The sequence below is a fragment of the Pseudomonas sp. GNP014 genome, assembly GCF_054344005.1.
Map to the genome: position 1 here is coordinate 4,766,733 of NZ_JBTGUS010000001.1, position 24,810 is coordinate 4,791,542.

Annotated in this window: 23 protein-coding genes; 16 read left to right on the forward strand and 7 right to left on the reverse strand. The window is 61.6% G+C overall.

Features of this window, described 5'->3' with window-relative positions:
• Positions 1 to 47: 47 nt before the first annotated feature.
• From ACXX9E_RS21490 to ACXX9E_RS21500, 3 genes are read left to right on the forward strand one after another with little or no spacing between them, the layout of a single operon-like run.
• Positions 48 to 260, forward strand: a complete 213-nt coding sequence (locus ACXX9E_RS21490; protein WP_123464161.1) for a tautomerase family protein — start codon at positions 48 to 50, stop codon at positions 258 to 260.
• On the forward strand, positions 260 to 913 hold the full coding sequence (locus ACXX9E_RS21495) for a DsbA family oxidoreductase (RefSeq protein WP_123464159.1): 654 nt from the start codon (positions 260 to 262) through the stop codon (positions 911 to 913). Before ACXX9E_RS21490 ends, ACXX9E_RS21495 begins: the two co-directional genes overlap by 1 nt.
• Before the next feature lie 51 nt (positions 914 to 964).
• The gene (locus ACXX9E_RS21500; RefSeq protein ID WP_123464157.1) at positions 965 to 1,678 is read left to right on the forward strand and encodes an SDR family NAD(P)-dependent oxidoreductase; all 714 of its coding nucleotides are present in this window, start codon (positions 965 to 967) and stop codon (positions 1,676 to 1,678) included.
• Between the two features lie 743 nt (positions 1,679 to 2,421).
• On the opposite strand, the gene mug is transcribed toward ACXX9E_RS21500, so the two are convergent.
• A complete protein-coding gene (gene mug / locus ACXX9E_RS21505) occupies positions 2,422 to 2,934 on the reverse strand; it encodes a G/U mismatch-specific DNA glycosylase (protein ID WP_422495702.1) in 513 nt (170 codons plus the stop codon).
• Complete coding sequence (locus ACXX9E_RS21510; RefSeq protein ID WP_422495703.1) at positions 2,931 to 3,554, reverse strand: TetR/AcrR family transcriptional regulator; 624 nt, start codon at positions 3,552 to 3,554, stop codon at positions 2,931 to 2,933. The genes mug and ACXX9E_RS21510 overlap by 4 nt, the downstream gene beginning before the upstream one ends.
• A 223-nt stretch (positions 3,555 to 3,777) precedes the next feature.
• Here ACXX9E_RS21510 and ACXX9E_RS21515 point away from each other — a divergent pair, with 223 nt between their 5' ends.
• The 5 genes from ACXX9E_RS21515 (at position 3,778) to ACXX9E_RS21535 (ending at position 9,786) form a co-directional block, all read left to right on the forward strand.
• Complete coding sequence (locus ACXX9E_RS21515) at positions 3,778 to 4,902, forward strand: HlyD family secretion protein (RefSeq protein ID WP_422495704.1); 1,125 nt, start codon at positions 3,778 to 3,780, stop codon at positions 4,900 to 4,902.
• A complete protein-coding gene (locus tag ACXX9E_RS21520) occupies positions 4,902 to 6,368 on the forward strand; it encodes an MFS transporter (protein ID WP_458556145.1) in 1,467 nt (488 codons plus the stop codon). The genes ACXX9E_RS21515 and ACXX9E_RS21520 overlap by 1 nt, the downstream gene beginning before the upstream one ends.
• Before the next feature lie 18 nt (positions 6,369 to 6,386).
• Positions 6,387 to 7,805 carry an efflux transporter outer membrane subunit gene (locus tag ACXX9E_RS21525; protein ID WP_458556146.1) on the forward strand — a complete coding sequence of 473 codons (1,419 nt, stop codon included), beginning with the start codon at positions 6,387 to 6,389 and terminating at the stop codon, positions 7,803 to 7,805.
• A 22-nt stretch (positions 7,806 to 7,827) separates the two neighbouring features.
• The gene (locus ACXX9E_RS21530; RefSeq protein WP_422495707.1) at positions 7,828 to 8,778 is read left to right on the forward strand and encodes an aldo/keto reductase; all 951 of its coding nucleotides are present in this window, start codon (positions 7,828 to 7,830) and stop codon (positions 8,776 to 8,778) included.
• Between the two features lie 72 nt (positions 8,779 to 8,850).
• Positions 8,851 to 9,786 (forward strand): LysR family transcriptional regulator, encoded by a 936-nt coding sequence (locus ACXX9E_RS21535; protein ID WP_422495708.1) that lies wholly within the window; start codon positions 8,851 to 8,853, stop codon positions 9,784 to 9,786.
• A gap of 45 nt (positions 9,787 to 9,831) precedes the next feature.
• Here ACXX9E_RS21535 and ACXX9E_RS21540 read toward each other — a convergent pair whose 3' ends face one another.
• From ACXX9E_RS21540 to ACXX9E_RS21550, 3 genes are all read right to left on the reverse strand, one after another.
• A complete protein-coding gene (locus tag ACXX9E_RS21540; protein WP_422495709.1) occupies positions 9,832 to 10,089 on the reverse strand; it encodes a DUF2790 domain-containing protein in 258 nt (85 codons plus the stop codon).
• A gap of 655 nt (positions 10,090 to 10,744) precedes the next feature.
• On the reverse strand, positions 10,745 to 11,212 hold the full coding sequence (locus tag ACXX9E_RS21545) for a hypothetical protein (protein WP_422495710.1): 468 nt from the start codon (positions 11,210 to 11,212) through the stop codon (positions 10,745 to 10,747).
• Between the two features lie 295 nt (positions 11,213 to 11,507).
• A complete protein-coding gene (locus tag ACXX9E_RS21550; RefSeq protein WP_458556147.1) occupies positions 11,508 to 12,704 on the reverse strand; it encodes an MFS transporter in 1,197 nt (398 codons plus the stop codon).
• 230 nt (positions 12,705 to 12,934) lie between these two features.
• Between ACXX9E_RS21550 and ACXX9E_RS21555 the strand changes: the two genes are divergently transcribed.
• From ACXX9E_RS21555 to ACXX9E_RS21590, 8 genes are all read left to right on the forward strand, one after another.
• Positions 12,935 to 13,867, forward strand: a complete 933-nt coding sequence (locus tag ACXX9E_RS21555; protein ID WP_123462934.1) for an AraC family transcriptional regulator — start codon at positions 12,935 to 12,937, stop codon at positions 13,865 to 13,867.
• An 88-nt stretch (positions 13,868 to 13,955) separates the two neighbouring features.
• A complete protein-coding gene (locus tag ACXX9E_RS21560) occupies positions 13,956 to 14,411 on the forward strand; it encodes a (2Fe-2S)-binding protein (protein ID WP_123462932.1) in 456 nt (151 codons plus the stop codon).
• A complete protein-coding gene (locus tag ACXX9E_RS21565) occupies positions 14,411 to 16,663 on the forward strand; it encodes a xanthine dehydrogenase family protein molybdopterin-binding subunit (protein WP_458556148.1) in 2,253 nt (750 codons plus the stop codon). The genes ACXX9E_RS21560 and ACXX9E_RS21565 overlap by 1 nt, the downstream gene beginning before the upstream one ends.
• 17 nt (positions 16,664 to 16,680) lie before the next feature.
• Positions 16,681 to 18,033 (forward strand): c-type cytochrome, encoded by a 1,353-nt coding sequence (locus ACXX9E_RS21570; RefSeq protein WP_267800814.1) that lies wholly within the window; start codon positions 16,681 to 16,683, stop codon positions 18,031 to 18,033.
• Between the two features lie 12 nt (positions 18,034 to 18,045).
• Positions 18,046 to 19,065, forward strand: coding sequence for an XdhC family protein (locus ACXX9E_RS21575; protein WP_458556149.1), 1,020 nt, complete (start codon positions 18,046 to 18,048; stop codon positions 19,063 to 19,065).
• A 92-nt stretch (positions 19,066 to 19,157) separates the two neighbouring features.
• Positions 19,158 to 19,616, forward strand: a complete 459-nt coding sequence (locus ACXX9E_RS21580; RefSeq protein WP_458556150.1) for a metallophosphoesterase family protein — start codon at positions 19,158 to 19,160, stop codon at positions 19,614 to 19,616.
• A 72-nt stretch (positions 19,617 to 19,688) separates the two neighbouring features.
• Positions 19,689 to 22,073, forward strand: a complete 2,385-nt coding sequence (locus ACXX9E_RS21585) for a DUF3772 domain-containing protein (protein ID WP_458556151.1) — start codon at positions 19,689 to 19,691, stop codon at positions 22,071 to 22,073.
• Between the two features lie 133 nt (positions 22,074 to 22,206).
• Positions 22,207 to 22,905 (forward strand): hypothetical protein, encoded by a 699-nt coding sequence (locus tag ACXX9E_RS21590; protein ID WP_123462921.1) that lies wholly within the window; start codon positions 22,207 to 22,209, stop codon positions 22,903 to 22,905.
• Positions 22,906 to 23,047: 142 nt separating this feature from the next.
• Here the strand turns inward: ACXX9E_RS21590 and ACXX9E_RS21595 are convergent, their stop codons facing one another.
• Entirely contained in the window at positions 23,048 to 23,272 is a 225-nt protein-coding gene (locus ACXX9E_RS21595) for a hypothetical protein (protein ID WP_123462919.1), read from the reverse strand.
• A 134-nt stretch (positions 23,273 to 23,406) separates the two neighbouring features.
• Positions 23,407 to 24,810: a pyridoxal phosphate-dependent decarboxylase family protein gene (locus ACXX9E_RS21600; protein ID WP_458556152.1), complete on the reverse strand. Its 1,404-nt coding sequence runs from the start codon at positions 24,808 to 24,810 to the stop codon at positions 23,407 to 23,409.

Consider the following 24,810-nt stretch of genomic DNA (forward strand, 5'->3'; position numbering starts at 1 on the left):
ACTTGCCGCCTCATCATATCGATGGGGAGCGAACTGGAGACTCTCCCATGCCTTTCATCAGCGTTCGTATTACCCGTGACGGTGTTACCAAAGAACAGAAAGCTCAGGTCATCGCCGAGATCACCAAAACCATGGAGACGGTGCTCAACAAGGATCCGCACCTGACGCATATCGTGATCGAGGAAGTGGATACCGATAACTGGGGCTACGCTGGAATAACCACAACCGAGTACCGCAAGTCGCTGGTGGAGCCCAAGTAATGAGGCTCATCAGAGTCGACTTTGTGTCGGATGTCGTGTGCCCCTGGTGTGCGCTTGGCGCCACGGCCTTGCAACAGGCCATTGCCAATCTGACCGGCGAAGTTGTCGTCGTGCTGACGTTCAAACCCTTCGAACTCAACCCGGGCATGCCCGCCGAGGGTGAACACGCAGTCAGGCACATGATGCGCAAGTATGGCCGCAGCGCCGAGCAAATTGCCTCGCGCAATGACTCAGTGATCGCCCGTGGCAAAGCCATCGGTTTTGAGTTTGACCTGGCAAAACGCAGCCATTTCTACAACACCTTCGATGCTCACAGGCTGCTGTTCTGGGCGGCGCAAGACGGTCAACAGCTCGCGCTGAAGAACATCCTGCTCAAGGCGTATTTCACCGACGGCCAGAACCCCAGTGCCCCCGAAACCCTGGTGCGCCTGGCCGGTGAAGCGGGACTTTGCACCGCTCGCGCCCGGCAGATACTGGACACCGACGAGTTCGCCACGGAAATCCGTGAGCTAGAAGATTTTTACCTTCAACGCGGTATCAACTCGGTCCCGGCCATGGTGCTGAACGGTGGTCATCTGGTGTCCGGATCGCAGTCAGTCGAGGAATACGAACAGATCCTCAGACAAATGGCGCGAGAGTCGGCGCCAGCCTGATGGCCCTACTTATCCATTGAAACAACTTTCATAAACTATCGAGGAATTATCATGAGCCATTCAAAAAAAGTCGTTGTGGTTACTGGCGCATCCCAAGGTCTGGGCGCAGGAATCGTCGAAGGTTTTCGTAAACTCGGCTATCAAGTGGTTGCGACTTCTCGCTCCATCAAACCGTCATCGGACCCGGACATCCTGACCGTCGCAGGTGACATTGCCGATCCGGCTACTGCCGAAAAAATCATCCGCGAAGGCGTAGCGCGTTTCGGCCGCATTGACACTCTGGTGAACAACGCCGGGATCTTCCTGGCCAAACCTTTCACGGCCTATACCCGTGAAGAGTATGTAAACACCGTGGCCACCAACATGGGCAGCTTCTTCCATATGTCGCAACAGGCGATTGCCCAGATGGAGAAACAAGGTGAGGGTGGGCATGTGGTCAGCATCACCACTACGCTGGTCGATCACGCTATCGAGGGCGTGCCATCGGTGCTCGCATCGCTGACCAAAGGCGGCATGAACGCCGCGACCAAATCCCTGGCGATCGAGTACGCCAAGCGCGGTATTCGCGTTAACGCTGTATCGCCAGGCATCATCAAGACCCCGATGCATGGAGAGGAAAGCCACGCCGCTCTAGGCAGCCTGCATCCGGTCGGCCACATGGGCGAAGTGCAAGACATCGTCGCAGCGGTGCTGTACTTGGACAGCGCCAACTTCGTCACTGGCGAAATCCTGCACGTCGATGGAGGCCAAAGCGCCGGTCATTGAAGCAAACCGCCAGTATCTGTGCGGCAATTTTCAGCCTATGTTCAATCGGCTCCCACACCTGGCCACGGTGTGGGGGCTTTTTTCGCGGCGTCTAAACTAAGCCCCCCGGATCTGTCTACCATTGCCTGACTCTCTGGTCGATGCATTCGAACCACTTCTTCGAACAGGGAACGCCCGTGCATGACTGATGCTTAAGAGGGCCTGGCCACCGTTGTGGTGATTGCCCATTATCTGCGGCAGGTGCTAATCAAAAAGGTTTCAGCATGAGCAGGAAGGCACTTGCGAGTGACTGCTTTCGGCCCAGAGTGTGTAAAAACGCTTCGCCAAAATTGGAGTGTGCGCGTTTACGTCGAATCTGAAATTTATCGGCACGTCAGCAGGTGCGGATTTTACGTAGAAGCGCGATTCTCAGTCCGGGCTTGAGTACCTGTCGCGCTGAAAAACGTTTTTACACAGCCTCGGCCAATAGCGGCCATTCGTGATCGACAGCTATGGGCCAAAGTAGACGTTCAGGAAAGACCAATTCAAGCCTATTGCAGTTAGGCGTTTTGCACCCGCACGTAAAATCATTTGTGCCAATTCGATAACAGTCCTAACACGGTCAAGCCGCCGCCAGGGGCCGCAGGTCCGCTCGAACGCAAGCCTGCACACGCTAAATTAAGTGGGAAGGGATTTTTTAATCAGACCGCGCACCTAAGAGAATTCATCGCTCGCGCCGAGGGGATGTCGGACATGTTCAACGCCTATATCGTGACGCTCGCCACCCGTTGAAGCTGCTGATACGCCGCCACCAGTTGCGCTTGATTGAATGCAAGGTTGCGGCCGCTGGGGTTGGGTAGAATCCAGACTTTAGCGCCACCGAACGTCTCCTCTTGCAACCCCCACTCAATCGACTTCTTGCCGGATAAACCGGTATACGCCGCCTTACCAAGAAACGCCACGAAGCCCGGCGCGTATCGGGCGATCTTACGCTCCAAGCTGACGGCGGCTGCGGTGAATTCCTCTGCCGACAATTGATCCGCACTCGCCGTCGGCCGCTCGACCACGGCGGTCAGGCCGCAGTGGAATTGCAGGATCGAGCGGTCCTCTTCCGGCAGTAACTCGTGGGGCGTGAAGCCGGCCAGGTGCAGCGTGCGCCAGAAGCGGTTGCTGCGTCCGGCGAAGTGATGCCCCTGCGCTGCCGCCAATAAACCCGGATTGATTCCGCAGAACACCACGGACAGGCCTTGCGTGAGGATGTCCTCAAGCCCTTTCAACTGCAGATCACCTTTACCGCATCGCGCGCCTGCCCGGCCAGTTCTTCGCGGGATTTACCGGCACGGGCGCGGATCGAGATGCTGTGCAGCAGCGATGACGCAAGCATGGCCCGCGCGGCTGCATCCACATCACCGTTCAGCTCGCCAGACTCGATCGCTCGTTGCAGACGAGCTTCGAGATCGGCATCGAGCTGGCTCAAGCGCTGGGACAGCACGTTGCGGATTTCCGGGTCCTCGACCGCTTCGGTGGTAGCGGTGCCGATGGCGAAGCAGCCGCGTGGCTGGCCGTCGCCGGAAAAATAGATCGCCAGTTGCCCTTCGTAGAAACCGGTCAGGGCCTGTTCCAGGGTCAGGCTGCTGTCGTTCAGCGCGGCCTGCATGGCGGCGTGGGCGGTGGCCCAGTATTGGTCGAGAGCCTTGATGTAGAGCGCGTGTTTGTCGCCGAACGCGGCGTACAGACTGGGGCGGTTCATGCCGGCGGCGCTGGCGATGCTGTCCAGTGACGCGCCGGAATAGCCGGTGTTCCAGAACACGCCCAGCGCCTGTTGCAGCGCGGTTTGCGGGTCATAGGCCCGTGGACGGCCACGGCCTTTCCCTTCTGTCGGTTTATTTTGTGCCATGTTGTACAAATTCCTTGCGGGGAAATGAACTCGCTCATATTCTTACACCATCGCACAAAATTAAGGAATCAGAAATTCCTTGATCGGCAGGTTTGTTGTAACAGCGCTCGAACCGAGGCTGGCGACGACGAAACAGCGGCAACAGAGCACCCCTCCTGCACCGCGCACTGACTTGATGACGCACCGCATTCAACGCCGCCCAGCACTTTGGAGAGAGCCGTTCATGAATCAGCCATTAGATCTCACCGCAGAACAAGCCCGCGCTCACCCCGTCGACGCGCCGCCGAAAAAATCGCTCAAGCAGCAGCTGCGACCCGTGTTGATGTTCGGCGTCCCGGCGCTTCTCGCCGCGATTGGCTACGGCCAGTACGTTGCCAACGAGCCCTTCGTCTCCACTGATAACGCCTATGCCCGTGTGGCCAAGGCCTCGATCAACGCACGGATTTCCGGGCAAGTGGTCGAGATCGCGGTCGACGACAACCAGCCAGTACGCAAAGGCCAGGTGCTGTTTCGAATCGATCCCAAGCCGTTGCAGATCGCCGTCGACCGGGCCGAAGCGCAACTGGCCAACGCACGCCTGCGCATCGACGGGCTCAAGGCCAGTTATCGCCAGCAGCAAGCCGAGCTGCAATCGGCGAAAGCCTCGGCGGAATACGACCAGAAGGAGTTCGCCCGCAAGAAAGCCTTGATCGCCACCGAGTTCGTGTCGAAGGCCCTCTACGAGCGCGCCGAAACCGACCTGAAGGTCTCGCGCCAGCGCATCGCGTCCATCGAGCAACAGATTGCCAACACCGTCGTCGCGTTGAACGGGAATCCGGACATCGCCCTCGACAATCACCCGACCGTGCGCGAGGCCAAGGCTCAGCTCAATGAAGCGCAGCTGTATCTGTCTTACGCCACGGTCACGGCGCCGGACGACGGGATCGTCGCCAAGGTCGATGATTTGCAGGTGGGCAATTACGTGAACAACGGCGCGCCGGCGTTTGCGCTGATTTCCGACCGGGAAATCTGGGTCGAGGCCAACTTTCGCGAGACCCAGTTGACCCACATGCGCCCCGGTCAGACCGCGACCGTCACCCTCGCTACCTACCCGGATCGCCCGCTCAAGGCGCACGTGATCAGCATGAGCCCCGGCGCCGGTGCCGACTTCGCCCTGCTGCCGCCGGAGAACGCCACCGGCAACTGGGTGAAGGTGGTGCAGCGGGTGCCGGTGCGTCTGGAACTGGACGATAGCGACCCTGCCCTGCCGCTGTTCTCCGGCACCAGCGCCACGGTCAAAGTCGACACCGGGCATCGCTCGCCCTGGTGGCATCCGCTCAAGTCGTTGTTGTCTGCGGGTAATTCGTGATGAACAGCTCAGCAGCCGATGCGCGGGCACTGCGGTTTGTCGCACTGCTCGCCACCTACATGCAGTCAGCCAACCTGCCGTTGCCGAACGCCGCGCTGCGGTTGATTCAGGGCAGTCTGTCGATGACCGACGATCAGGCCGGGTGGATTTTCACGTCTTATCTGGCCGCGAGCGCGATCACGATGCCGGTCGCGCAATGGCTCGCCGGACGCCTTGGGTTGAAGCGGGTTTACCAGACGGCACTGGTGCTGTTCGCCCTCGGTCTGTGGCTCGGCACATTGGCCGGCACACCGCTGGAATTCATCGGCGCACGCATCCTGCAAGGTCTGGCCAGCGGCGTGATTGCACCGCTGTCGATGGCCATCGCCCTGGAGACGTTGCCAGCAGAAAAGCGCCCCGCCTTCGGCCCGAAATGGACGGCGCTGGTGCTGTTCGGCATCGTGAGTGCCCCGAGCATCGGCGGCTTGATCTGCGAGTACTTCGACTGGCGCCCGATGTTCTACCTCAGCCTGCCGCTGACTGCGTACATCCTGATGGTGGTGACATTGCTGCTCGCCGAGAAGAAAGCAGACCCGCGTCCGACGTTCGATTTCTTCGGTTTCGCCAGTTTCACGGTCGGCATGATCGGCCTGCAGATGTTGCTCGATCGCGGCGAACGGCTGGATTGGTTCGACTCGCCGGAAATCTGGATCGAAGCGCTGGCCAGCGCCCTCGGCCTGTACTTGTTCGTCGTCCATGCGCTGACCCGCAAGACCCACTTTCTCAGCAAGGGTTTGTTCGGCGACCGCAACTTCATGCTGTCGACGGTGATGTTTTTCGCCTTGGGCTTCGTGTTGCTGTCGACCATGGCCCTGACTTCGCCGATGCTCGATGAAATCCTCGGTTATCCGCCGGACACTACCGGGTTGCTGACCGTCCCGCGCGGCATCGGACTGGTGGGCGCATTTTTGCTGATGATGCGCGCGGCAGCGTGGATCGACGCTCGGCTGTTTGTTGCCGCCGGCATCGCGCTGGTGGTGTACGCCAACTGGCTGATGCTCGGTTATTCGCCGCTGATGGACTGGACGCCCGTGGCCGTCACCGGGTTCATCCAGGGCGTCGGTCTGGGCATCCTGATGCCGGCGCTGAGCAAGACCGCGTTCAGCACCATCGACCCGAAATTGCGCCCGGAAGCCACCGGTTTCTTCAACCTGATGCGGGTCTACGGCAGCACCCTCGGCGTGGCCGTGGTGCAGATCTTTTTCTTCAACAACACCCAGGCGATGCACTCGGCGCTGGTCAGTCAGCTGACGCCTTATCGCGTGGCCATGCCGACGTCGTTGCCGGCGCTCGAAGGCCTCAACCATCTGATCACCCACCAGGCGGCGTTCGTCGCGGTGATGGGCCAATTCAAGATTCTGATGCTGGCGATGCTCGTGGTGAGTCCGCTGGTGATGTTCCTGCGCAAGCCGGTCGCGGCCAACTGATAACGTGGAGTCTGAACCATGAAAGCTTCTATGCGTTTCACCCCGCTGGCGATGTTGGTGATGTTGTCCGCCTGCACCGTCGGCCCTGATTTTAAGCGGCCTGCCGAGAGCCCGTCGCAGCATTACGATCAAGCGGCCGAACAGCATTTTGCGATGGGCCGGCGGATCAACGGAGACTGGTGGTCGGCGTTTCGCTCGCCAAAACTCGATCAGGTTGTGCGCCGCGCCATCGACGGCAACCTCGAACTGGCCGCCGCTGACGCCACCCTTCGTCAGGCCGCCGCTTCAGTCGCGGCGGCGGAAGGTGTGCTTTATCCGCAGGTGGATTTCGCTGCCTCGGCCGGGCGCCAGCGCACCCACAATGGGCCGCAACCGGTGGTCTCGAATTTCTATGGGATAGGGCCACGGGTCGCTTTCGATCTGGATGTTTTTGGTGGCAACAAACGCGCGGTCGAACAGCAGCAAGCGCTGACCGATCTGCAAAAGCATCGCTACGAAGCTGCGTGGCTGACCTTGACCGGCGACGTCGCCAGCCAGGCATTGCTGCTGGCGTCGGCCAACGCGCAGATCCAGGCCGTGGAAACCCTGCTGGCCAACGATGCGAAAAACCTCGATCTGGTGCGCCGGGCCCAGGCGAGCGGCAGCACCACACAAATCGAAGTCTCGCTGGCCGAAACCCGGCTCGCCCAGGATCGCACGCTGCTGCCGCCCCTCGCCCAGCAGCGCGATGCGGCGCGTCATGCATTATCGATTCTGGCCGGCAAGGGCCCGGCGGACTGGATTGCGCCGGACTTCAGCCTCGACGAATTCGCCCTGCCGTCAAACATCCCGGTCAGCCTACCTTCGGAAATGGCCCGTACCCGCCCGGACATTCTCCAGGCTGAATCCGAACTGCACATCGCCAGCGCTGCGGTGGGTGTCGCGACCGCCAATCTTTACCCGCATGTCGAGCTGTCGGCCTCGCTGATGCAAGCCGCGTCGGGCAATGGCGGCGCCGCACTCTGGGGATTTGCCGCCGGCCTGACGGCGCCGATCTTCAATGGCGGCACCTTGAAGGCTGAACGCGAAGGCGCCGTCGAAGGCTACAACGCGTCACTCGCCCGCTATCAACAGACGGTGATTCAGTCCTTCGGCCAGGTCGCGGACACCTTGCAGGCGCTCAACCACGGCGCCGAACAAAACGTGGCGCAGGACGACGCCTTGCGCGCCGCCGACACCAGCCTGCGGCTCAATCGCCAGGCCTACACCCAGGGTGAAACCAGCCTGTTGCAAGTGCTGGAAGCCGAACGCGCCTACCAACAAGCGCTGCTCGGGCAGATTCAGGTGAAGACCGCGCGTTATCTCGACTCGGTGCGCCTGTTCGTGGCGCTCGGCGGCAACTCGGTGCGTGTGCTCGACCAGAAGCTCGCCACCCGCAAGACCTCATCCCTTCTTTAACGGCAGATACCCGAGACACGACATGACCTACGAAGCCTTTCACGATGAACTTCGCGACACCCGCCTACCGCTGAACAACGGCGCAGGCTTGATGCCGGCCGTGGGATTCGGCACGTTGTTTCGCGACTTGAGCACCACCACCGAAGCGGTCAAATGCGCGCTGGAAGTGGGCTTTCGCCACTTCGACTGCGCCGAGCGCTATCGCAACGAAACACAGATCGGCGAGGCCTTTGCGCAGGTGTTTGCGACGGGCCAGATCCGCCGCGAAGACGTGTTTGTCACTACCAAACTGTGGAACACCAACCATCGCCCCGAGCGGGTGAAACCAGCGTTTGAAGCCAGTTGCCAGCGTCTGCAGGTCGATTACATCGACTGCTACCTGATCCACACGCCGTTCGCCTTTCAGCCCGGCGACGATCAGGACCCACGGGACGTGTTCGGGCACGTGATCTACGATGGCGAAACCCATTTGATCGACACCTGGCGTGCGCTCGAAGCGCTGGTGGATGAAGGTCGCTGCAGGTCCATCGGCCTTTCCGACATCACCCTCGATGCGCTCAAGGACATCGTCGCCGCCGCACGGATCAAACCGGCGGTGGTGCAGATCGAATCCCACCCGTACTTGCCCGAGTGGGAGATGCTGGAGTTCTGCAAGGAACACGGCATCATCCTGCTCGCCTTCGCCCCGCTGGGGCATGGCATGGAGCCGAATGTGCTCGAGGATTCCGTGCTCACTGGTATCGCCCGGCACGTACAGAAAACCCCGGCGCAAGTGGCCCTGGCCTGGGCGGTGCAGAGGGGCACGGCGTTTCTGACGACCTCGGCGAACCCGAGCCGGATTCAGGAAAACTTCGATATCGCGACCTTGCCGCACCGGGCGATGCGCGAGATCAAGGAAGAGATCACGACGCGAATCCGCTTCAACTCGGTGGTCGAGACCGGCGTACCCGGTTTCATCCCCCGCAAGAAGTGACACATGGCAAAGGGGCGGCCTCCTGTGAGGTCGCCCCTATACTCTTTCCAACTGACTGTTGAGACGACACCGATGGACGTCTTTCAAAGCATGCGCTTCTTCATCGCCGTCGCCCAAAGCGGCAGCTTCACTGCCGCTGCCGAGCTGCTGGACACCAACACCACCAACGTCTCCAAAGCCATCTCCGCCCTTGAAGCGCGTCTGCACACACGGCTGATTAACCGCACCACCCGGCGTCTGGCTCTGACCGAAGCCGGCGTACGCTATCTGGAGCGCTGCGAAAAAATTCTCGACGACGTGCGCGAAGCCGACGAAGAAGCCGGCACCGCCCAGACCCTGCCCGTCGGCCGCTTGAAGATCCACGCAATGTCGGCCATCGGCAACCACTACGTGATCGACGCCATCGCTCGCTATCGCGAAATCCACCCTACGGTGATGTTCGACCTGACCCTGACCAACCGCGTCCCGGATCTGCTCGAAGAAGGCTTCGACATGTCCATCGTGCTGGCTCGCGACCTGCCGGATTCCGGCTTCGTCGCGCAACGTCTGGGCATCACCTACAGCATCCTCTGCGCCTCGCCCGCCTACGTAGCCAAACGCGGCCTGCTGCAAACACCCGGCGAACTCTGCGAACACGAGTGCCTGCGCATCGTCAACACGGTGATGCCGGTGGAAAACTGGACATTCGAAGGGCCCGAAGGCATGGAAACCATCACCATTCCCGTATCGCCCTTCCACATCAACACCGCTGACGGCATGACCATCGCGATCAGAAAAGGCATGGGCATCGGCATTCAGCCGATTGCTTCGGCCGTGGATGGTTTGAGGGCGGGAACCCTGGTGCGGGTGTTGCCGGAATACCGGCTGGAGGAGTTGAACCTGTTCGCTATCTATCCGTCGCGCAAGTTCGTCGATGCGAAGATCAAGACCTGGGTGGAGTTTCTTAAGCAGTCGATCCCGCAATTGCTGGCATCGGATGAAGACATCGTCGGAGCGAAAAACCTCTGAGCGCGGCAGATAGGGAGTGTCGACCCTCCATTCTCTGCAACGGACTCAACTGGAACAGCCAGTGCCCATCACTTGATATTGCAGAACGTGGCGCTCGCCATGGGAATCTTCGTAGGTCATCTGCACCGGCACCGGGGCGCATTCGTTCGCCGGTTCGGTGATGGAGATGACGTGCTCAATGTCGAGATTTGTCGAAGAACTGTACATCTCGATCGGGATGTTCGCCGCGTCCGCGTTATCGGCGAATGCGTGTGCACCGAAACTGCCAAGCATTAAAACCAGCGCGATTTTCTTCAGGCTCATGATGTTCACCGTCTCGTTGAGGACCGTGTTTGTTCACGGGTTGGAGACGATGCTAAGTGTTGGAGTAATGGTAAAAAATCGGCAGGCTGGACAAACACTGTTGCTGAATTTCGTATGAATCAACGTTACCACGCTCTTGGCGCGCAAGTACTTCAACGCCAACATTTAAAAAAATCTAAAAATCCCATCTCGAGCCTATCCCCCCTAGTGCAAGCATTTACAAATTTGCCAGAAAGCGCTGGCTTTCAGGGGTGGCCTTAAACCTATTCTTTCTTCGTCAAAGCAAATTTACATAACGCTGAAGACATTCAATATCAAAGTTTTGAATTACCCGCGGTTTTGTGAACATCTCCAACGACCGCTTTTGGCCGAAAGCTGCCGCTAAAAACGCTAGCAACCCACACGCCAGTTTGTACATTTGCGGTTCAAAGACTTGAGTCCGACCGCACCGTTAAATTGCGGACAAGTCTTTTGCAAAGCGCTCAACCTGGCTAGGGAGGACCAACAAAGATCCATTTATTTGCCAGTCGCAGTCGTCATCTGACGTTGAACCCAAGTAGACGCGCAAGAACACCAAACCCGGGAAATGAGGATCTAAACAGGCCGAGAGTGCAAAATCTTCGCTCTCTGAAAGCCACTCTTTGGAGCCCTCTTCCTAATTCCACACCCTCATCGACAATGCACCGCAGTCCACAGCGGTGGTGCACACAATAGTTTGGGCAATGATGAAACCGAAGCCGGCTCCCAAAAATGCGATGCCCGCGACGACCCACGGCAATGTCGCATTCACACGGAATCTCAATAACCAAGCAGACACACTGGTGCCAACGACCATGCCCGGGACAGAAAACAAATGCCCCAGCCCAACGAGGCCGCCATCACGGCCCGAGCTGGATATGATCGCCATATAGACCAGAAGCGTAACAGCCGCTGCGGCTGTCGCTCCCGTTAGGAACAGGGCCCGAGCACGTAGAATCAGGCCTGGAAGCAAGGTCACCACTGGTACCAGCGTGAGGTACCAGTAGCCTAAGTGGAGCGTGTTCCCGGCACCCGAGGCGTATGCCAGAACAAGCGCCACCAAAACCATTGAACAGACGAGGTCATCCCTGAAGCTCATTTTCATTCACTTGAATCGCCATAAGCGCCGACAGTGCTCAAAGATTAGCTGATCGTACAAGCTTCGCTCATTGGCTCAATAAGGGCGGTGTCGCACCATCACTCGCTTGCCTGCAGACGCCTCAACCTCCCCTTCCACCGCCGCCCGTCGCTCGCTCTCTGAAACAAACCGCCGCGAGTGAACAAGCTCCCCTGAGCGCCGGAAGTTTCGGTAGTACACCACCGGATTGCCCCGTTGCGCATACAGCGCGAAACCGCACACGGCGGCTTCGGGCAGATCCGCTGAGCGGAGGCTGATCGCCTCAGGCTGTCGCGTTCGATTCGGGCAGGTGCACTTCAGTGGCGCTGCGCCCCGCCAGCCAGGCGAGTACGGCGGCGGCGACCAATACGGTAGCGCTGAGTTCGAAGGTGGCTTTGTAGCCGCTCAGATCAAAGGCCAGGCCGCCGATGATTGCCCCGGCGGCGATCGCCAGTTGCACGATGGCCACGAGCAAGCCGCCGCCGGCTTCGGCATCATCCGGGAGTGTTTGCGCCAGCCATGTCCACCATCCAACCGGCGCGGCAGTCGCGACCAGCCCCCACAGTCCGAGGAGGACGGCGGTCAGCAACGGCGATGCGCCGAAGTTCACCAGCGCCAGTGCGATGGCCGCCATGATCAGCGGGATGATCGTCAGTGTGCGATAGAGGCCGTTGCCGATGAACCTTTCGATCACAAAGGTCCCGATGAAGCCCGCCAGTCCCAGCCCCAACAGCATCAACGACAAGGTTGAAACACTGACGCCGGTGACTCCTTCAAGAAACGGACGCAGGTAAGTGAACAGCATGAACTGGCCCATGAAAAATACGCTGACGGCGATCATTCCCAGCGCCACCGGCAACCGTGTCATCAGGCGCAGGGCGTTACCGCTGCCGGCCTGGCGCTCGGCCTTGAAAGACGGAAGGCTGATCAGCAGCCACACGGCCGCCAGCGCGGCGACCGGAACCACGCAGAAAAATGCGCCGCGCCAGCCTATCAACGAGCCGAGGAAGCTGCCGGCAGGTGCGGCGATGACCGTCGCCAGCGCGTTACCGCCATTGACAATGGCCAGCGCGCGGGACACCTGATCGGACGGCACCAGGCGCATCGCGGTCGCCGCCGACAGTGACCAGAAACCGCCGATGGCGATGCCGATCAAGGCACGCCCGAACATGAATGAGGGGTAGCCCGGCGCGAACGCGACGATCGTCCCCGAGACGATCATCAACAAGGTCAGGGACAGCAACAGCTTCTTGCGCTCGACACGCGCGGCGACCGCGGCAATCACCAGGCTGGTGATCAGGGCGAATGCTCCGGATACGGAAATACCCTGCCCGGCCTGGCCTTCCGTGATGTGCAGTTCAGCGGCAATCGGCGTTAGCAGGCTGACGGGCATGAACTCGGAAGCGACCAGGGCGAATGCGGCCAGCGACATCGCCAGCACGGCGCTCCAGCCGCGTTTTTCTGTAGAGAGAACAGTCATGGGAACTACCTGTGGTGCAAAAAACATGAGGGGGTGATGCGCAGGGGGCGAGCAATTGATTGCTCACATGAGCACTTCCCCCGTAACAGTTCGACACATTCTCCCGGTCGATCCACCTCTGCCCTAGTGCATTCCTCTTGAATGCTTGCCTGATCCTCTGAGGATGCAGGGTGATGGATAGGAAACACCTCGGCAGCGGATTACAGTTCGCTCAACAGGAGTGAGCCGCCATGATCGACACACCGCTGCGCCATGAATCTCCATTGGCGTTGAACATTGACCCGCGCGTGAGCGCACCGGGCGACTTCGCCACGGCCATCCCCGGGCTGTCGCTGTTTCGTCGCGATCAACCGGCGCCCCCGGTCGTGTGCATGGTCGAACCGAGCCTGATTCTGGTGGGTCGCGGGGAAAAGCGTTTGTGGGTCGGTGGCGAGGGCTATCGCTACGACCATTCGCGGTTTCTGGTCACCTCGCTGGACTTGCCCGCCAACTCCGAAGTGCTGCGTGCCAGCCCTGCACAGCCCTGCGTCGGGCTGGTGCTGAAACTGGATGTCAGCATGCTCGCCGAGGTCATCACCAAAGTGGGCTTGCCGGCGAAGCGGCAGCCCTCCACCGCGTCAGGCGCCGCGATTGGCAACATGTCATCCACCCTGGAAGGTGCGCTCGATCGCTTGCTGGCATTGCTCGATGAACCCGAGGCGATCCCGGTGCTGGCGCCACTGATCCTGCGGGAGATCCACTATCGGCTGCTCCACACCGATCAAGGCGCACGGCTTCGGCAGATCACCGCCGTCGATGGCCAGGGTTATCGCATTGCCAAGGCCATCGACTGGCTCAAGGTCAACTTCAGCGCTGCCCTGCGCATTGATGAACTGGCGGCGCGGGTGCAAATGAGCGCACCCACCTTTCACCACCATTTCCGCCAGCTCACCGGTATGAGTCCACTGCAATACCAGAAATGGCTGCGGCTCAACGAGGCCCGGCGGCTGATGTTGATGGAGCGTCTGGACGTGTCGCGCGCGGCGTTTGCCGTCGGGTATGAAAGCCCCTCGCAGTTCAGCCGCGAATACGGCCGCTTGTTCGGCACCGCGCCCAGCCGTGACATCTCGTTGCTGCGTGGCCAGCCTTTCGAGGCTGAGACGCTCGGCAGTGCGGCGAGTTGAGCGAACGACACACTTTTCCGGTGATACGCCTCGCTGCGTGTCACTGCTTATAACAACGCACGTCAACCGATGATCAAGCGGGTGAGCCATGGAACTACGAATCAACCAGAAGACCTATCAGGTCGATGCCGACGCCGATACGCCCTTGCTGTGGGTGATCCGCGATGACCTGGGCATGACCGGCACCAAGTACGGCTGCGGCCTGGCGCAATGCGGCGCCTGTTCGGTGCTGGTGGACGGCAATGTGGTGCGCTCTTGCGTCACACCAGTGGCCGGTGTGGTCGGCCGCGAGGTCACCACCATTGAGGCCATCGAGGCCGATGAAGTGGGCAAACGGGTTGTCTCGACCTGGGTCGATCTGCAGGTCGCCCAGTGCGGCTATTGCCAGTCCGGGCAGGTGATGGCCGCCACCGCTCTGCTCAAACAGAACCCCAGGCCGAGTGACGCACAGATCGAAGCGGCGATGGTCAATCTGTGCCGTTGCGGCACCTACAACGCTATTCATGCCGCCGTGCATGAGCTGGCCGGCAAGGGAGACGCCTGATGACCGTTCGTATTGATCCGTCCCTGGAAGCATCGGCCCTGGCTCTGCACGATCCGGTCAATCTGTCGCGCCGACGTTTCCTCACCGGCACCGCCGTCGGTGCCCTGGTGCTCGGCTTCGGTCTGCCGCTGGGTGCCACCCGCGTGCAAGCGGCGGCAGCGGCGGCGACCGCCGAACGCGGCACGCAGGTCCCGGCGTTTCTCGAAATCCGCCCGGACAATCGCGTGCGCCTGCTCTGCCCGTTCATGGAGGGCGGGCAAGGTACGTTCACCGCGATGGCACAGATTGTCGGTGAAGAGCTGGATGCCGACCCGTCGACCTTCCTGGTCGAAGCCGCACCGCCCGGCGAAGCCTACGTGGTGTTGGAAAACGGCATGCGCATCACCGGCGGCAGCATGTCGGTGCGCCTGAGTTACCCGGTCATGCGCCGCCTAGGCGCCCTCGCCCGCGCCATGCTGTTGCAGGCCGGCGCACAAAAGCTGGGGGTGCCGGTGAGCGAATTGAGCACCGAGCCTGGCAAGGTTGTGCACGCCAAGTCGGGCCGCTCGCTGGCCTACGGTGAACTGGCCGGGCAGGCGATGGATCTGCCGGTTCCCGATCCGGCCTCTGTGAAGCTGCGTGACCCGAGTCAGTTCCGCTGGATCGGCAAACCCGTGAAGCGCCTCGATGCCTATGACAAGTCCACGGGCAAAGCGCTCTACAGCATTGATCTGAAGGTCGACGACATGCTGCATGCCGCCGTCCAGCATGCACCGCGCCTGGGGATGACCGTGGGCAACCTGCGCAACGAGGATCAGGTCAAGGCCATGAAAGGCGTGCATTCCGTGCATCGCCTGCCGGGTGCCGTGGCGGTGGTCGCCGAACGTTGGTGGCACGCAAAACGTGCAGTGGAAGCCATCCAGGTCGACTGGCAGGAACCTGCCGCAGACAGCCAGGTGCGGCCGATGCCCGCCGACTTTTCCAGCGATGCCTGGTTCAAGCGACTGGCTGAAGACAAAGGCCCCGCCAGGGATGATGAAAACCAAGGGGACGTGGCCGGCATTCTGGCGAGTGCGAAAACCCGGATCGACGCCACCTACCACAACCAATACCTGAACCACGGGCAACTCGAGCCACCTTCTGCGCTGGCCCGATTCAATCCGGACGGTTCGCTGGAGGTCTGGCTGCCGAACCAGGCGCCGGACATGTTCCGCGCGGACATCGCCAAACGCACAGGGCTGGATCCGTCGCGCATCACGCTGCATTCGCCATTGCTGGGCGGGTTCTTCGGTCGGCACTTCCTCTACGACTCGGCCAGTCCGTATCCCCAGGCAATCGCGCTGGCCAAAGCGGTTGGCCGCCCGGTCAAATTGATCTGGAGTCGTGAGGAGGAGTTCCTGCGTGACGTGCTGCGTCCGGTGGCGGCGGTGAATTTCCGCGCGGCGCTGGACAACGACGGCTGGCCGCTGGCAATCGAAGCGGTCAGTGCCACCGAAGGCCCGACCGAAGCCCTCGCCGGCAAGCAAGGCGAGAAACTCGACCCGACGGCGCTTGAAGGGTTGTCGGGCAAGTCCTACGCGATCGCCAACAAGCGGATCGCGCAGATCTACGCCAAAGGTCCGGCGATGCTCGGTTACTGGCGTTCAGTGGGCAATTCGCTCAACGATTTTTTCTATGAATCGTTCCTCGACGAACTGGCGGACAAGGGTGGCAAGGACCCGTTCGAATTGCGCCTGCATCTGCTGCGCGACAATCAACGGCTGACCACGCTGCTGCAGGCGGTGGGTGAACTCTCGGGCGGCTGGAAGCGCGGGCCGTTTACCGCCGAGGACGGCAGCAAGCGTGCGCGCGGCGTGGCCATGGCTTCGCCGTTCGGCACCGAGACGGCGGTGATCGCCGAGGTGTCCATCGAGCACGGCCAGGTCAAGGTCCACGACATTTGGCAGGCGATTGACCCGGGCAGCATCGTCAACCCGGCAATCGTCGAGGCTCAGGTCAATGGCGCGGTGGCGCTGGGGCTGTCGCAGACGCTGGTGGAAGAGGCTGTGTGGGTGGATGGCAAGCCCCGGGCGCGCAACTACGACCTGTATCAGATCCTGCCGCCGGCGCGGATGGCACGGGTTCACGTGCGTGTCATCGAGAGCGGAGAAAAAATGGGCGGCATCGGTGAACCGCCGCTGCCCGCCGTCGCGCCGGCCGTCGCCAATGCAGTGGCAACGCTGACCGGACAACGGGTGCGCAGCCTGCCCATGAGCCGACACACCTTCACTTGATCAGCGCCGGAGCGTCCATGAATAACAGCCGATTCGCAAGAACCGCTGGCTGGCTGGCAGTGCCGTGCCTGGTCGCGGCAGGCCTGCTGGCCTGGTATGTCACACGCGAGCCCGTCTCGCGCCTTGAAACCCATCAAATCGCCGTGGCCGACATCGACCCGGCGCTGGTCGCCCGTGGTGAATACGTCGCCCGGCTCAGCGATTGCGTGGCCTGTCACAGCGTGCCGGGCGGCGCGCCGTTCGCCGGCGGCCTGGAAATGGCCACGCCGCTGGGCTCAATCCACGCAACCAATATCACCCCGGACACCGAAACCGGCATCGGCCACTACAGCCTTGCAGACTTCGACCGAGCGGTGCGCCACGGCGTGGCACCCGACAGTCGCCGTCTGTATCCGGCGATGCCCTACCCGTCTTACGCCAAGCTCAGTGATGACGACGTGCGTGCGCTGTATGCGTTTTTCATGAAAGGCGTGGCGCCGGTGAAACAGGCGAACATCCCGAGTGCAATTCCCTTTCCGTTGAATCTGCGCTGGCCGATTGCACTGTGGAACGGTGTGTTTGTCGACGCCGAACCTTACGCGGCCAAAGCCTCGCAGGATGAGGTGTGGAACCGCGGCGCGTATCTCGTCCAGGGCGCCGGGCACTGCGGCAGTTGCCATTCACCCCGAGGCTTGGCGTTCAACGAGAAGGCACTGGATGAGACCGGCAAGCCGTACCTCGCCGGCGCCTTGCTCGACGGCTGGTACGCACCGAGCCTGCGCGATGACCACAACACTGGGCTTGGGCGCTGGAGCGAAGCGGAAATCGTGCAGTTCCTCAAGACAGGTCGCAATAAACACGCGGTGGTCTACGGTTCGATGACCGAGGCCTTCAACAACTCCACGCAGTTCATGACCGACGACGATCTGACGGCGATTGCCCGTTACCTCAAGTCGTTGCCGGGCGATCCCCAGCGCGACGGCCAGCCCTGGCAGTATCAAGCGGTTTCGGCTGCGACGCGTCTGGACGCACCCGGTGCGCATACCTACGTGACACGCTGCGCCTCGTGCCACGGCCTGGACGGCAAGGGCCAGGCCGAATGGATGCCGCCACTGGCCGGTGCCACCTCCGCACTGGCCAGGGAAAGCGCCTCGGCGATCAACATCACCCTCAACGGTTCGCAGCGGGTCGTGGCGGCCGGTGTCCCGGACGCCTATCGCATGCCGGCCTTCCGTGAGCAATTGTCGGATCAGCAGATCGCCGACGTGCTGACCTTCATGCGCACCACTTGGGGCAATCAGGGCGGTGCCGTGGATGCGCAAGCAGTTGGCAAACTGCGTGAGCACACCGACCCGGCCAGCAGCAGCCCGATCATCCTGCAGATGCGCTAAGAGGAGACGCTGATGGAAAGCATCGACTTGCTGGTCCTGCGCACCGCGCGGGACTGGCTCGCCGCCGGCGAGCGGGTGTTGCTCGCCACGGTGGCGCGCACCTGGGGTTCTTCACCGCGCCCGACAGGTTCGATGATGGCCCTGCGCGACGACGGTCGTGTGGTGGGCAGCGTGTCCGGCGGCTGCATCGAGGATGACCTGATCCACCGCTATACCACGGCCCACGGCGGCAACGCTTTCAATGACAGCGCAGCGCAAGTGGTGCGCTATGGCGTCAGCGCCGACGAGGCGCATCGCTTCGGCTTGCCCTGCGGTGGCACACTTGAGCTGATCCTCGAATTCAACCCGGCGTGGCAGTCACTCGATGCATTGCTGGTGCAACTGGACGCCGGGCAACTGGTTCGCCGGCGCCTGACGTTGGCCTCCGGCCAGGTCAGGCTCGAAGCCACGGCGACGCCCGAACAATTCAGCTTCGATGGTGCGCAGATGCTCAACACCCTGGGGCCGGGCTATCGAATGCTCATGATCGGTGCCGGGGCGCTGGCCGAGTACCTCGCAACCATGGCGTTGTTCAACGGGTTCAAGGTGGCGGTGTGCGATCCGCGTCCCGAGTACATCGAGACCTGGGCGGTGGACGGCGTGGAACGTATCGTCGGCATGCCCGATGACGTGGTCCGCGACTTCGCGGTCGATCTGCGCACCTGCATCGTCGCCTTGAGCCATGACCCCAAACTCGACGATCTGGCTCTGCTCGAAGCGCTCCACAGCCCGGCGTTCTACATCGGCGCCATCGGCTCGCGGCGCAACAGCCAGCTGCGCCGCGAACGGCTGATCGAGCATTTTGGTGAGACTCAAGCGTCACTTGAACGTCTGCACGGGCCGATCGGCCTCTACATCGGCAGCAAGACGCCGGCAGAAATCGCCGTCAGTGTGATGGCCGAGATTCTTGCAGCGAAGAATGGCGCCAGCCTGCCGAAGGCGTTTTCCATCGCCCGGGCCAAAGCGCAGCAAGGCCTGCCGGAGTCGATCTGACGCCAAAGATCGTCAGCGCAGCGCAACACGGTGTGTCTGCCCGAACGCAGGCCCTCAACCCAAACCGAACCGCGCCTGCTACGCTCCCCCTCATGAAAACCGCCATTATTTCCGACACCCACGGCCTGCTGCGCCCCGAAGCCCTCGCCGTCCTTGAGGGCAGCGACCTGATCATCCACGCCGGCGACATCGGCGCCCCGGAAATCCTCAGCCAGCTCGCCGCCATTGCCCCACTGCACGCCGTGCGCGGCAACAACGACCTCGACCTGCCCTGGGCCGCCGCCCTGCCCGACCACCTCAGTTTCGACCTCAACGGCTGGCCAACCCTGCTGACCCACGACATCGCCGACGTGCCCGCCCTGCTCACCAGCGCCATCAAACTGGTGATCACCGGCCACTCCCACAAGCCGCTGATCGAATGGCGCGAAAACTGTCTCTACCTGAACCCCGGCAGTGCCGGACGCCGCCGCTTCAAACTCCCGGTCACGCTTGCCTTGCTCGACGCGAGCCGCACCACGCTTGAACCCGAGCTGATCCACCTTCTGCCGTGAAACTTTTCCTCCCCATCTCCCCCAATCACCTAACCTCATAGGCTGTGTGTTCCATTCGAGCCCGTCGCCCCCATGCGCAACGCATTGCAGTGTTTGTGGTTGACCGTACTGATCCTGCTCATCCCCGGCAGTCCGTGGCTGTGGGCGGCAGAGTTACCGGCGCCGTCGGCGACCGCCGCCGCGCCGCTGCCGGTGATTTCCCAGAGTGATCTGCAAGCTCTGCAACAACGCCTTGATGCACTGAAACAGCAGATTTCTGCCGCGAACAATTACAACCAGCTCGAGGGCCCGCAGGATCGCGTGCAGGCATTCATTCTGGATGTCGATAAGTTGTCGACGGCGTTGTTGCCGCAGCAGGCGCAACTGACGGTGCAACTGGGGGTGTTGGGGGCGGCGCCGGATACCGGAATCGCCTCGGAGCAGGCGGATATCATCGCGCAGCGGGCGTCGCTGACGGAGCAGAAGAACAAGGTCGATGCGACGCTCAAGAGCCTCGCGGCGTTGAAGCAGAGTGCGGCGGATCTGATCACGCAGATTGCCGGTATCCGGCGCACGCTGCTGGAGAGCGAGCTGACCCTGGGTACGGACAGTGTGCTGAACCCGGATTTCTGGTCGCCGCTGATCAACCCTTCGCCGGATGATCGCCAAAGGCTGCGCTTTTTCGTGCAGCAGATCGAAGAAACCTGGGCCAGGGTGTGGGCGCCAGGGCAGCACGTTTATACGGTGCTGTTGGTGTTGCTGGCGCTGCTGATCTGGACGTACGGAAGGCGGTTGGCCGAACGCGGGCTGACCTGGGTCTGCATTCATCGCATGCCGGAGGGGCGTCTGCGCCGCAGCGCGCTGGCGTTCGCTTCAGCCCTTGCGACCATTGCCACCACCGCCATCGCCCTGCATGTGCTGTTTTACGCCCTCACCCGCCACGCGCCGCTGACGCCGGTGCTGGCGACGTTTTCCGATGAGTTCGAAAAAGTGGTGTATGCCTGCGTGCTGATCACCGGGCTGAGCCGAGCCTTGCTGTCGACGCAACATCCGTCGTGGCGCCTGCCGGCGATTGCCGATCCGGTGGCGCTGGCGCTGAAGCCGTTCCCACGGATTCTGTCCTGCGCGTTGCTGGTGCTGGTGACGCTGGTGCAAGTCAGCAATGCCACGGGCATGAGCAGTCAGATTGTGCTCGCCGGGCGCGGCGTGATTGCCATGGTGGTGCTGGCGATTGTGGTGACGATGCTGTTGCAGGTGAGCAAGGCACGCAAGGCGATGATCGCCGCCAATGATGCATCGGCGGCGGGCAGCACGTTCTCCGGTGTGATATTCACCGTCGCCAGTCTGTCGATTTTCGTGGCGGCGATGGCGCTGCTCACCGGGTACGTGTCGCTGGCGCGGTTCATCACCTATGAATTGGTGTGGTCGTATATCGTCCTGTCCGGGTTCTACCTGTTGATCCAGGTGATCAAGGACGCCTGCGAGCATGTATTTTCGCCCAGACACGCCAGCGGCAAAGCGCTGAAACAGTTGCTCGGGGTGGGTGATCGACGCCTCGATCAGATGTCGATTCTGTTGTCCGGTTTCAGTCGTGCCGGGCTGTTGCTGCTGGCAGTGATCGCGCTGTTTGTCGGCGGCATCGGCACCACGCTGGGGCAGTTGGCGAGCAATATCATGGCGATTCTCGGCGGCGCCGGGTTGCGCAAGCTGAACATCGTTCCCGGCCATTTGCTCAACGCGGTGCTGGCGCTGATGATCGGCATCTGGCTGATCCGCGCCCTGCGCCGCTGGCTCGACAACGAGTTTCTGCCCAAGACCGACATGGACCCCGGCATGTGTGCGTCGCTGAGCACGCTGTTTTCCAACATCGGTTATGCCTTCGTGATCCTGCTGACCCTGTCGTCGCTGGGCGTGAAGTGGACCAACCTGGCGTGGATCGTCAGTGCGCTGTCGGTGGGCATCGGTTTCGGTTTGCAGGAGATCGTGAAGAACTTCGTGTCGGGCCTGATTCTGCTGACCGAGCGGCCGGTGAAGGTCGGCGATCTGATCAGCATCAGCGGCGTCGAGGGCGATATCCGCCGCATCAACGTGCGCGCCACGGAAATCCAGCTCAGTGACCGCTCGATCGTGATCGTGCCGAACTCGCAACTGATCTCGCAGAACCTGCGTAACGTCACGCTCGGTGGCAGTGCCCAGGGCGTGGCGTCTCTGGAGTTGGTGTTTCCGCTGGATATCGACCCGGAAGAGGTGAAGGACCTGCTGCTCAACGCCTACTGCGAGAACGAAACCGTCCTCGAAAAACCGGCGCCGTTTGTGCGCTTCAGCAAGCTGACGCCGGACGGCATCACCTTGACGGTGACCGGGTACGTCGCCAGCCCGAGGATTGTCGGGGTGACCAAAAGCGATCTGCTGTTCGAGGTGCTCAAGCGACTGGGGGCGGCGGGGATTGCGCTGGCGAAGCCGGCGGAGAGTACCTAGGCAACCGGTGGGCGAATGAAAACGTCGGCAACCCTTTCGCAATGAAGGGGCCTGATTGACAGCTCAAGATTCCTCGACTTAGCTGGAGCGGAGCGATGGTGCCCTGTTACCCGTTAGTGAAAAGGAATTCACCTTGGCCTTCAACTCGGTTTGGCTCGGTTATGACGGATACCCAAGTCTGGTGCAGGCGTATCTCAACAGTCCTTGGTCGGCGGCCGCGCGCGCCATGCGCGGGGCGAATGCCGACTTCACCCTGGTCAATTACGCGACCTTCTTTTTTACTGTCCCCAACCCCTTTAACGGCGGCATTCCGGGCCCGTTCATCATCACGCAGCCGAGCGCCGCGTGCCACTCGGAAAAACAAGTGTGGATCGCGATACGCGGCGTTCAGTCGTTAAACCGCTTCAGTATCCCCAACTGGATGGTCGGCCAGGGCAACGCAGCGGGATTGGCCCGGCTGACCCCCGCACAGGCCCAGGCACTCGATGGCACCGTGATCCACGCGGTTTATACCGAGCGGCAACCGTGCGGCACCTGCAGTCCGTTTTTGAACGACATTCTGTTGGATAACACACCGGTGTTCTGGCACTTCCCTTACCCCAGTCAAGAGACGTCAAAGCACAAGCACGACGACAATGACATTGTCGTCAATGGCTTGATGGCGATGTCACGCGACAAGACTTACGGGCAGTCGATGAAGGATCACACACGAGAGGGTCGGGTCGAAGGCAACAAGGACCTGCGCTCAGCCATGAAGTACATCGGCAAACAGCAGGCCGGCCAATACCCGACGCTCATGGCTACCATGGTCAACATGGACACCAGCGATTAACCGGACGGCGCCATCAGACCCGCACGGGCGTCCCGTCGCCTGCTGTTTAAGACACGTTCCCCGCTAGAAGCCATAGGTGGCGCGAGCAGGCGTAAAAAAACCCGGTTGTTGAGGCCGGGTTTTGTTGGTTACAGCGATCGACTCAGACATTCGAGCGGCGTTCGAGCAGACGGTCTGCGCCACCTTCCGCTACCCGGTTGCCCTGCAGATGATCCGAACCATCGGCGGCGACGGCATCGCTGAACAGCGGGTCGGTTTGTGTCGCAGCGGCTACCGCATCGCTGAACAGTGGATCGGTTTCGGTAGCGGCGAACGCGTTCAGTGCGAAAAGCGAGAAAGCGATGCCAAGCAGGGTTTGCCGTTTCATGATCATGTGCTCCGTTGCAGTGGTTGGGTGTGGAGCCGATCTTACGCTGCGCTCTTCATATGAGAACTTCATTGAGTTAATGGTTGTTATTGACGCCATCAATGCAATGTTCGACCTGTTCACCTCGACCGCTTTCACAGGTCGGCGAGTAACGCCTCGCAGCGTTGCTCATCCAGCCGGGTGTTCATGATGCAGAGGCGCATCACCGTTTCGCCTTGCCAGCTTGAAGGCACCACCAGCGCAATGCCATCACGCAGACAGCGCTGCGCCCAGTCATCGTAATCGCGCGCCTGCCAGCCCTCGCGCCGGAACAGGATCACACTCAACCCGCACGCCGGAATCAGCGTCAGCCTTGGATGACAGGCAATTCGCGTGCGCAGACGGTCACTCAGGTCGAGTATTTGCTCCAGGGTGTGCCGGTAGGCGCCGCTGCCATACACCGCCAGCGAAAACCACAGCGGCACGCCCCGCGCCCGGCGCGACAGGTGAAAGGCGTAGTGCATCGGATTGCATTGCTGCGATTGGTTGATCTGCTCCAGATACGACGCGTCCTGGGTAAACGCCGCTGTGACCGGGCCCGGATTGGCATAGAGCAGCGCACAACAGTCATACGGCACGAACAGGCCCTTGTGTGGGTCGATGATCAGCGAGTCGGCCAGTTCGATGCCGGCAAATGTCGCTCGCACACTCGGGACGCACAGAAACGCGCCGCCGTAGGCCGCATCGACATGGAACCAGATGCCGTGCCGTCGGGCGAGTTGGCCGACCCCGGCCAGGTCGTCGATCAGCCCCGCATTGGTCGAACCGGCCACCGCCACCACCGCCACCACCTGTTGCAGTCGACCGTCGGCTTCAAGCTCTGCCAACGTGCGCGCCAACGCCGTCGCCGTCAGACGGCCCGTCTCATCGGAGGCGACAACCACGACGTGCAGATCGAGTAAGCGGGCACTGACGATGATTGACGAGTGGGCACCGTCCGCCACCAGCAACAGCCCCGGACGCATGCCCACGCGATCTCGATAACGCTGCCGCGCCGCCACCAATGCGGAAAAATTGCCGGCGGTGCCGCCGCTGACAAAACAGCCTGAGGCGGCGGCCGGCAGACCGGCCAGATCGGACAGCCAGCGCAATGCCTGGTTTTCCGCCCAGATCAGCCCCGCCCCGCCGAGCCATCCCGAACCGATCATGCCGCTGGCCGACAGCAAGCCGTCCATCAACGCGGCGGCCGGGGTCGGCGCAGCCCCGATGTAGGCCAGATAACCCGGATGGTCAGTGGCAACGCCTTGCTGGCTGAGCAGACCGGCATACACATCAAGCGCTTGAGACAGACCAATCCCGGCCTCACAGATCGACTGCCCCATCGCTCGTTCGGCGGCCTCGGCAATCTGTTCCGCCTCGGCGGGCGCGGCCAGCGCTCCCCGTGGTCGGGTCAAGGCCTGGCGCAATGCCGCCAACATGAGGTCGAGATCGTCGGGGGCCATAGCGCCCTCGCCGATGCCGGGCAGTCCAGGCGCAGCGCCAGAAAATTGCAGAGCCAT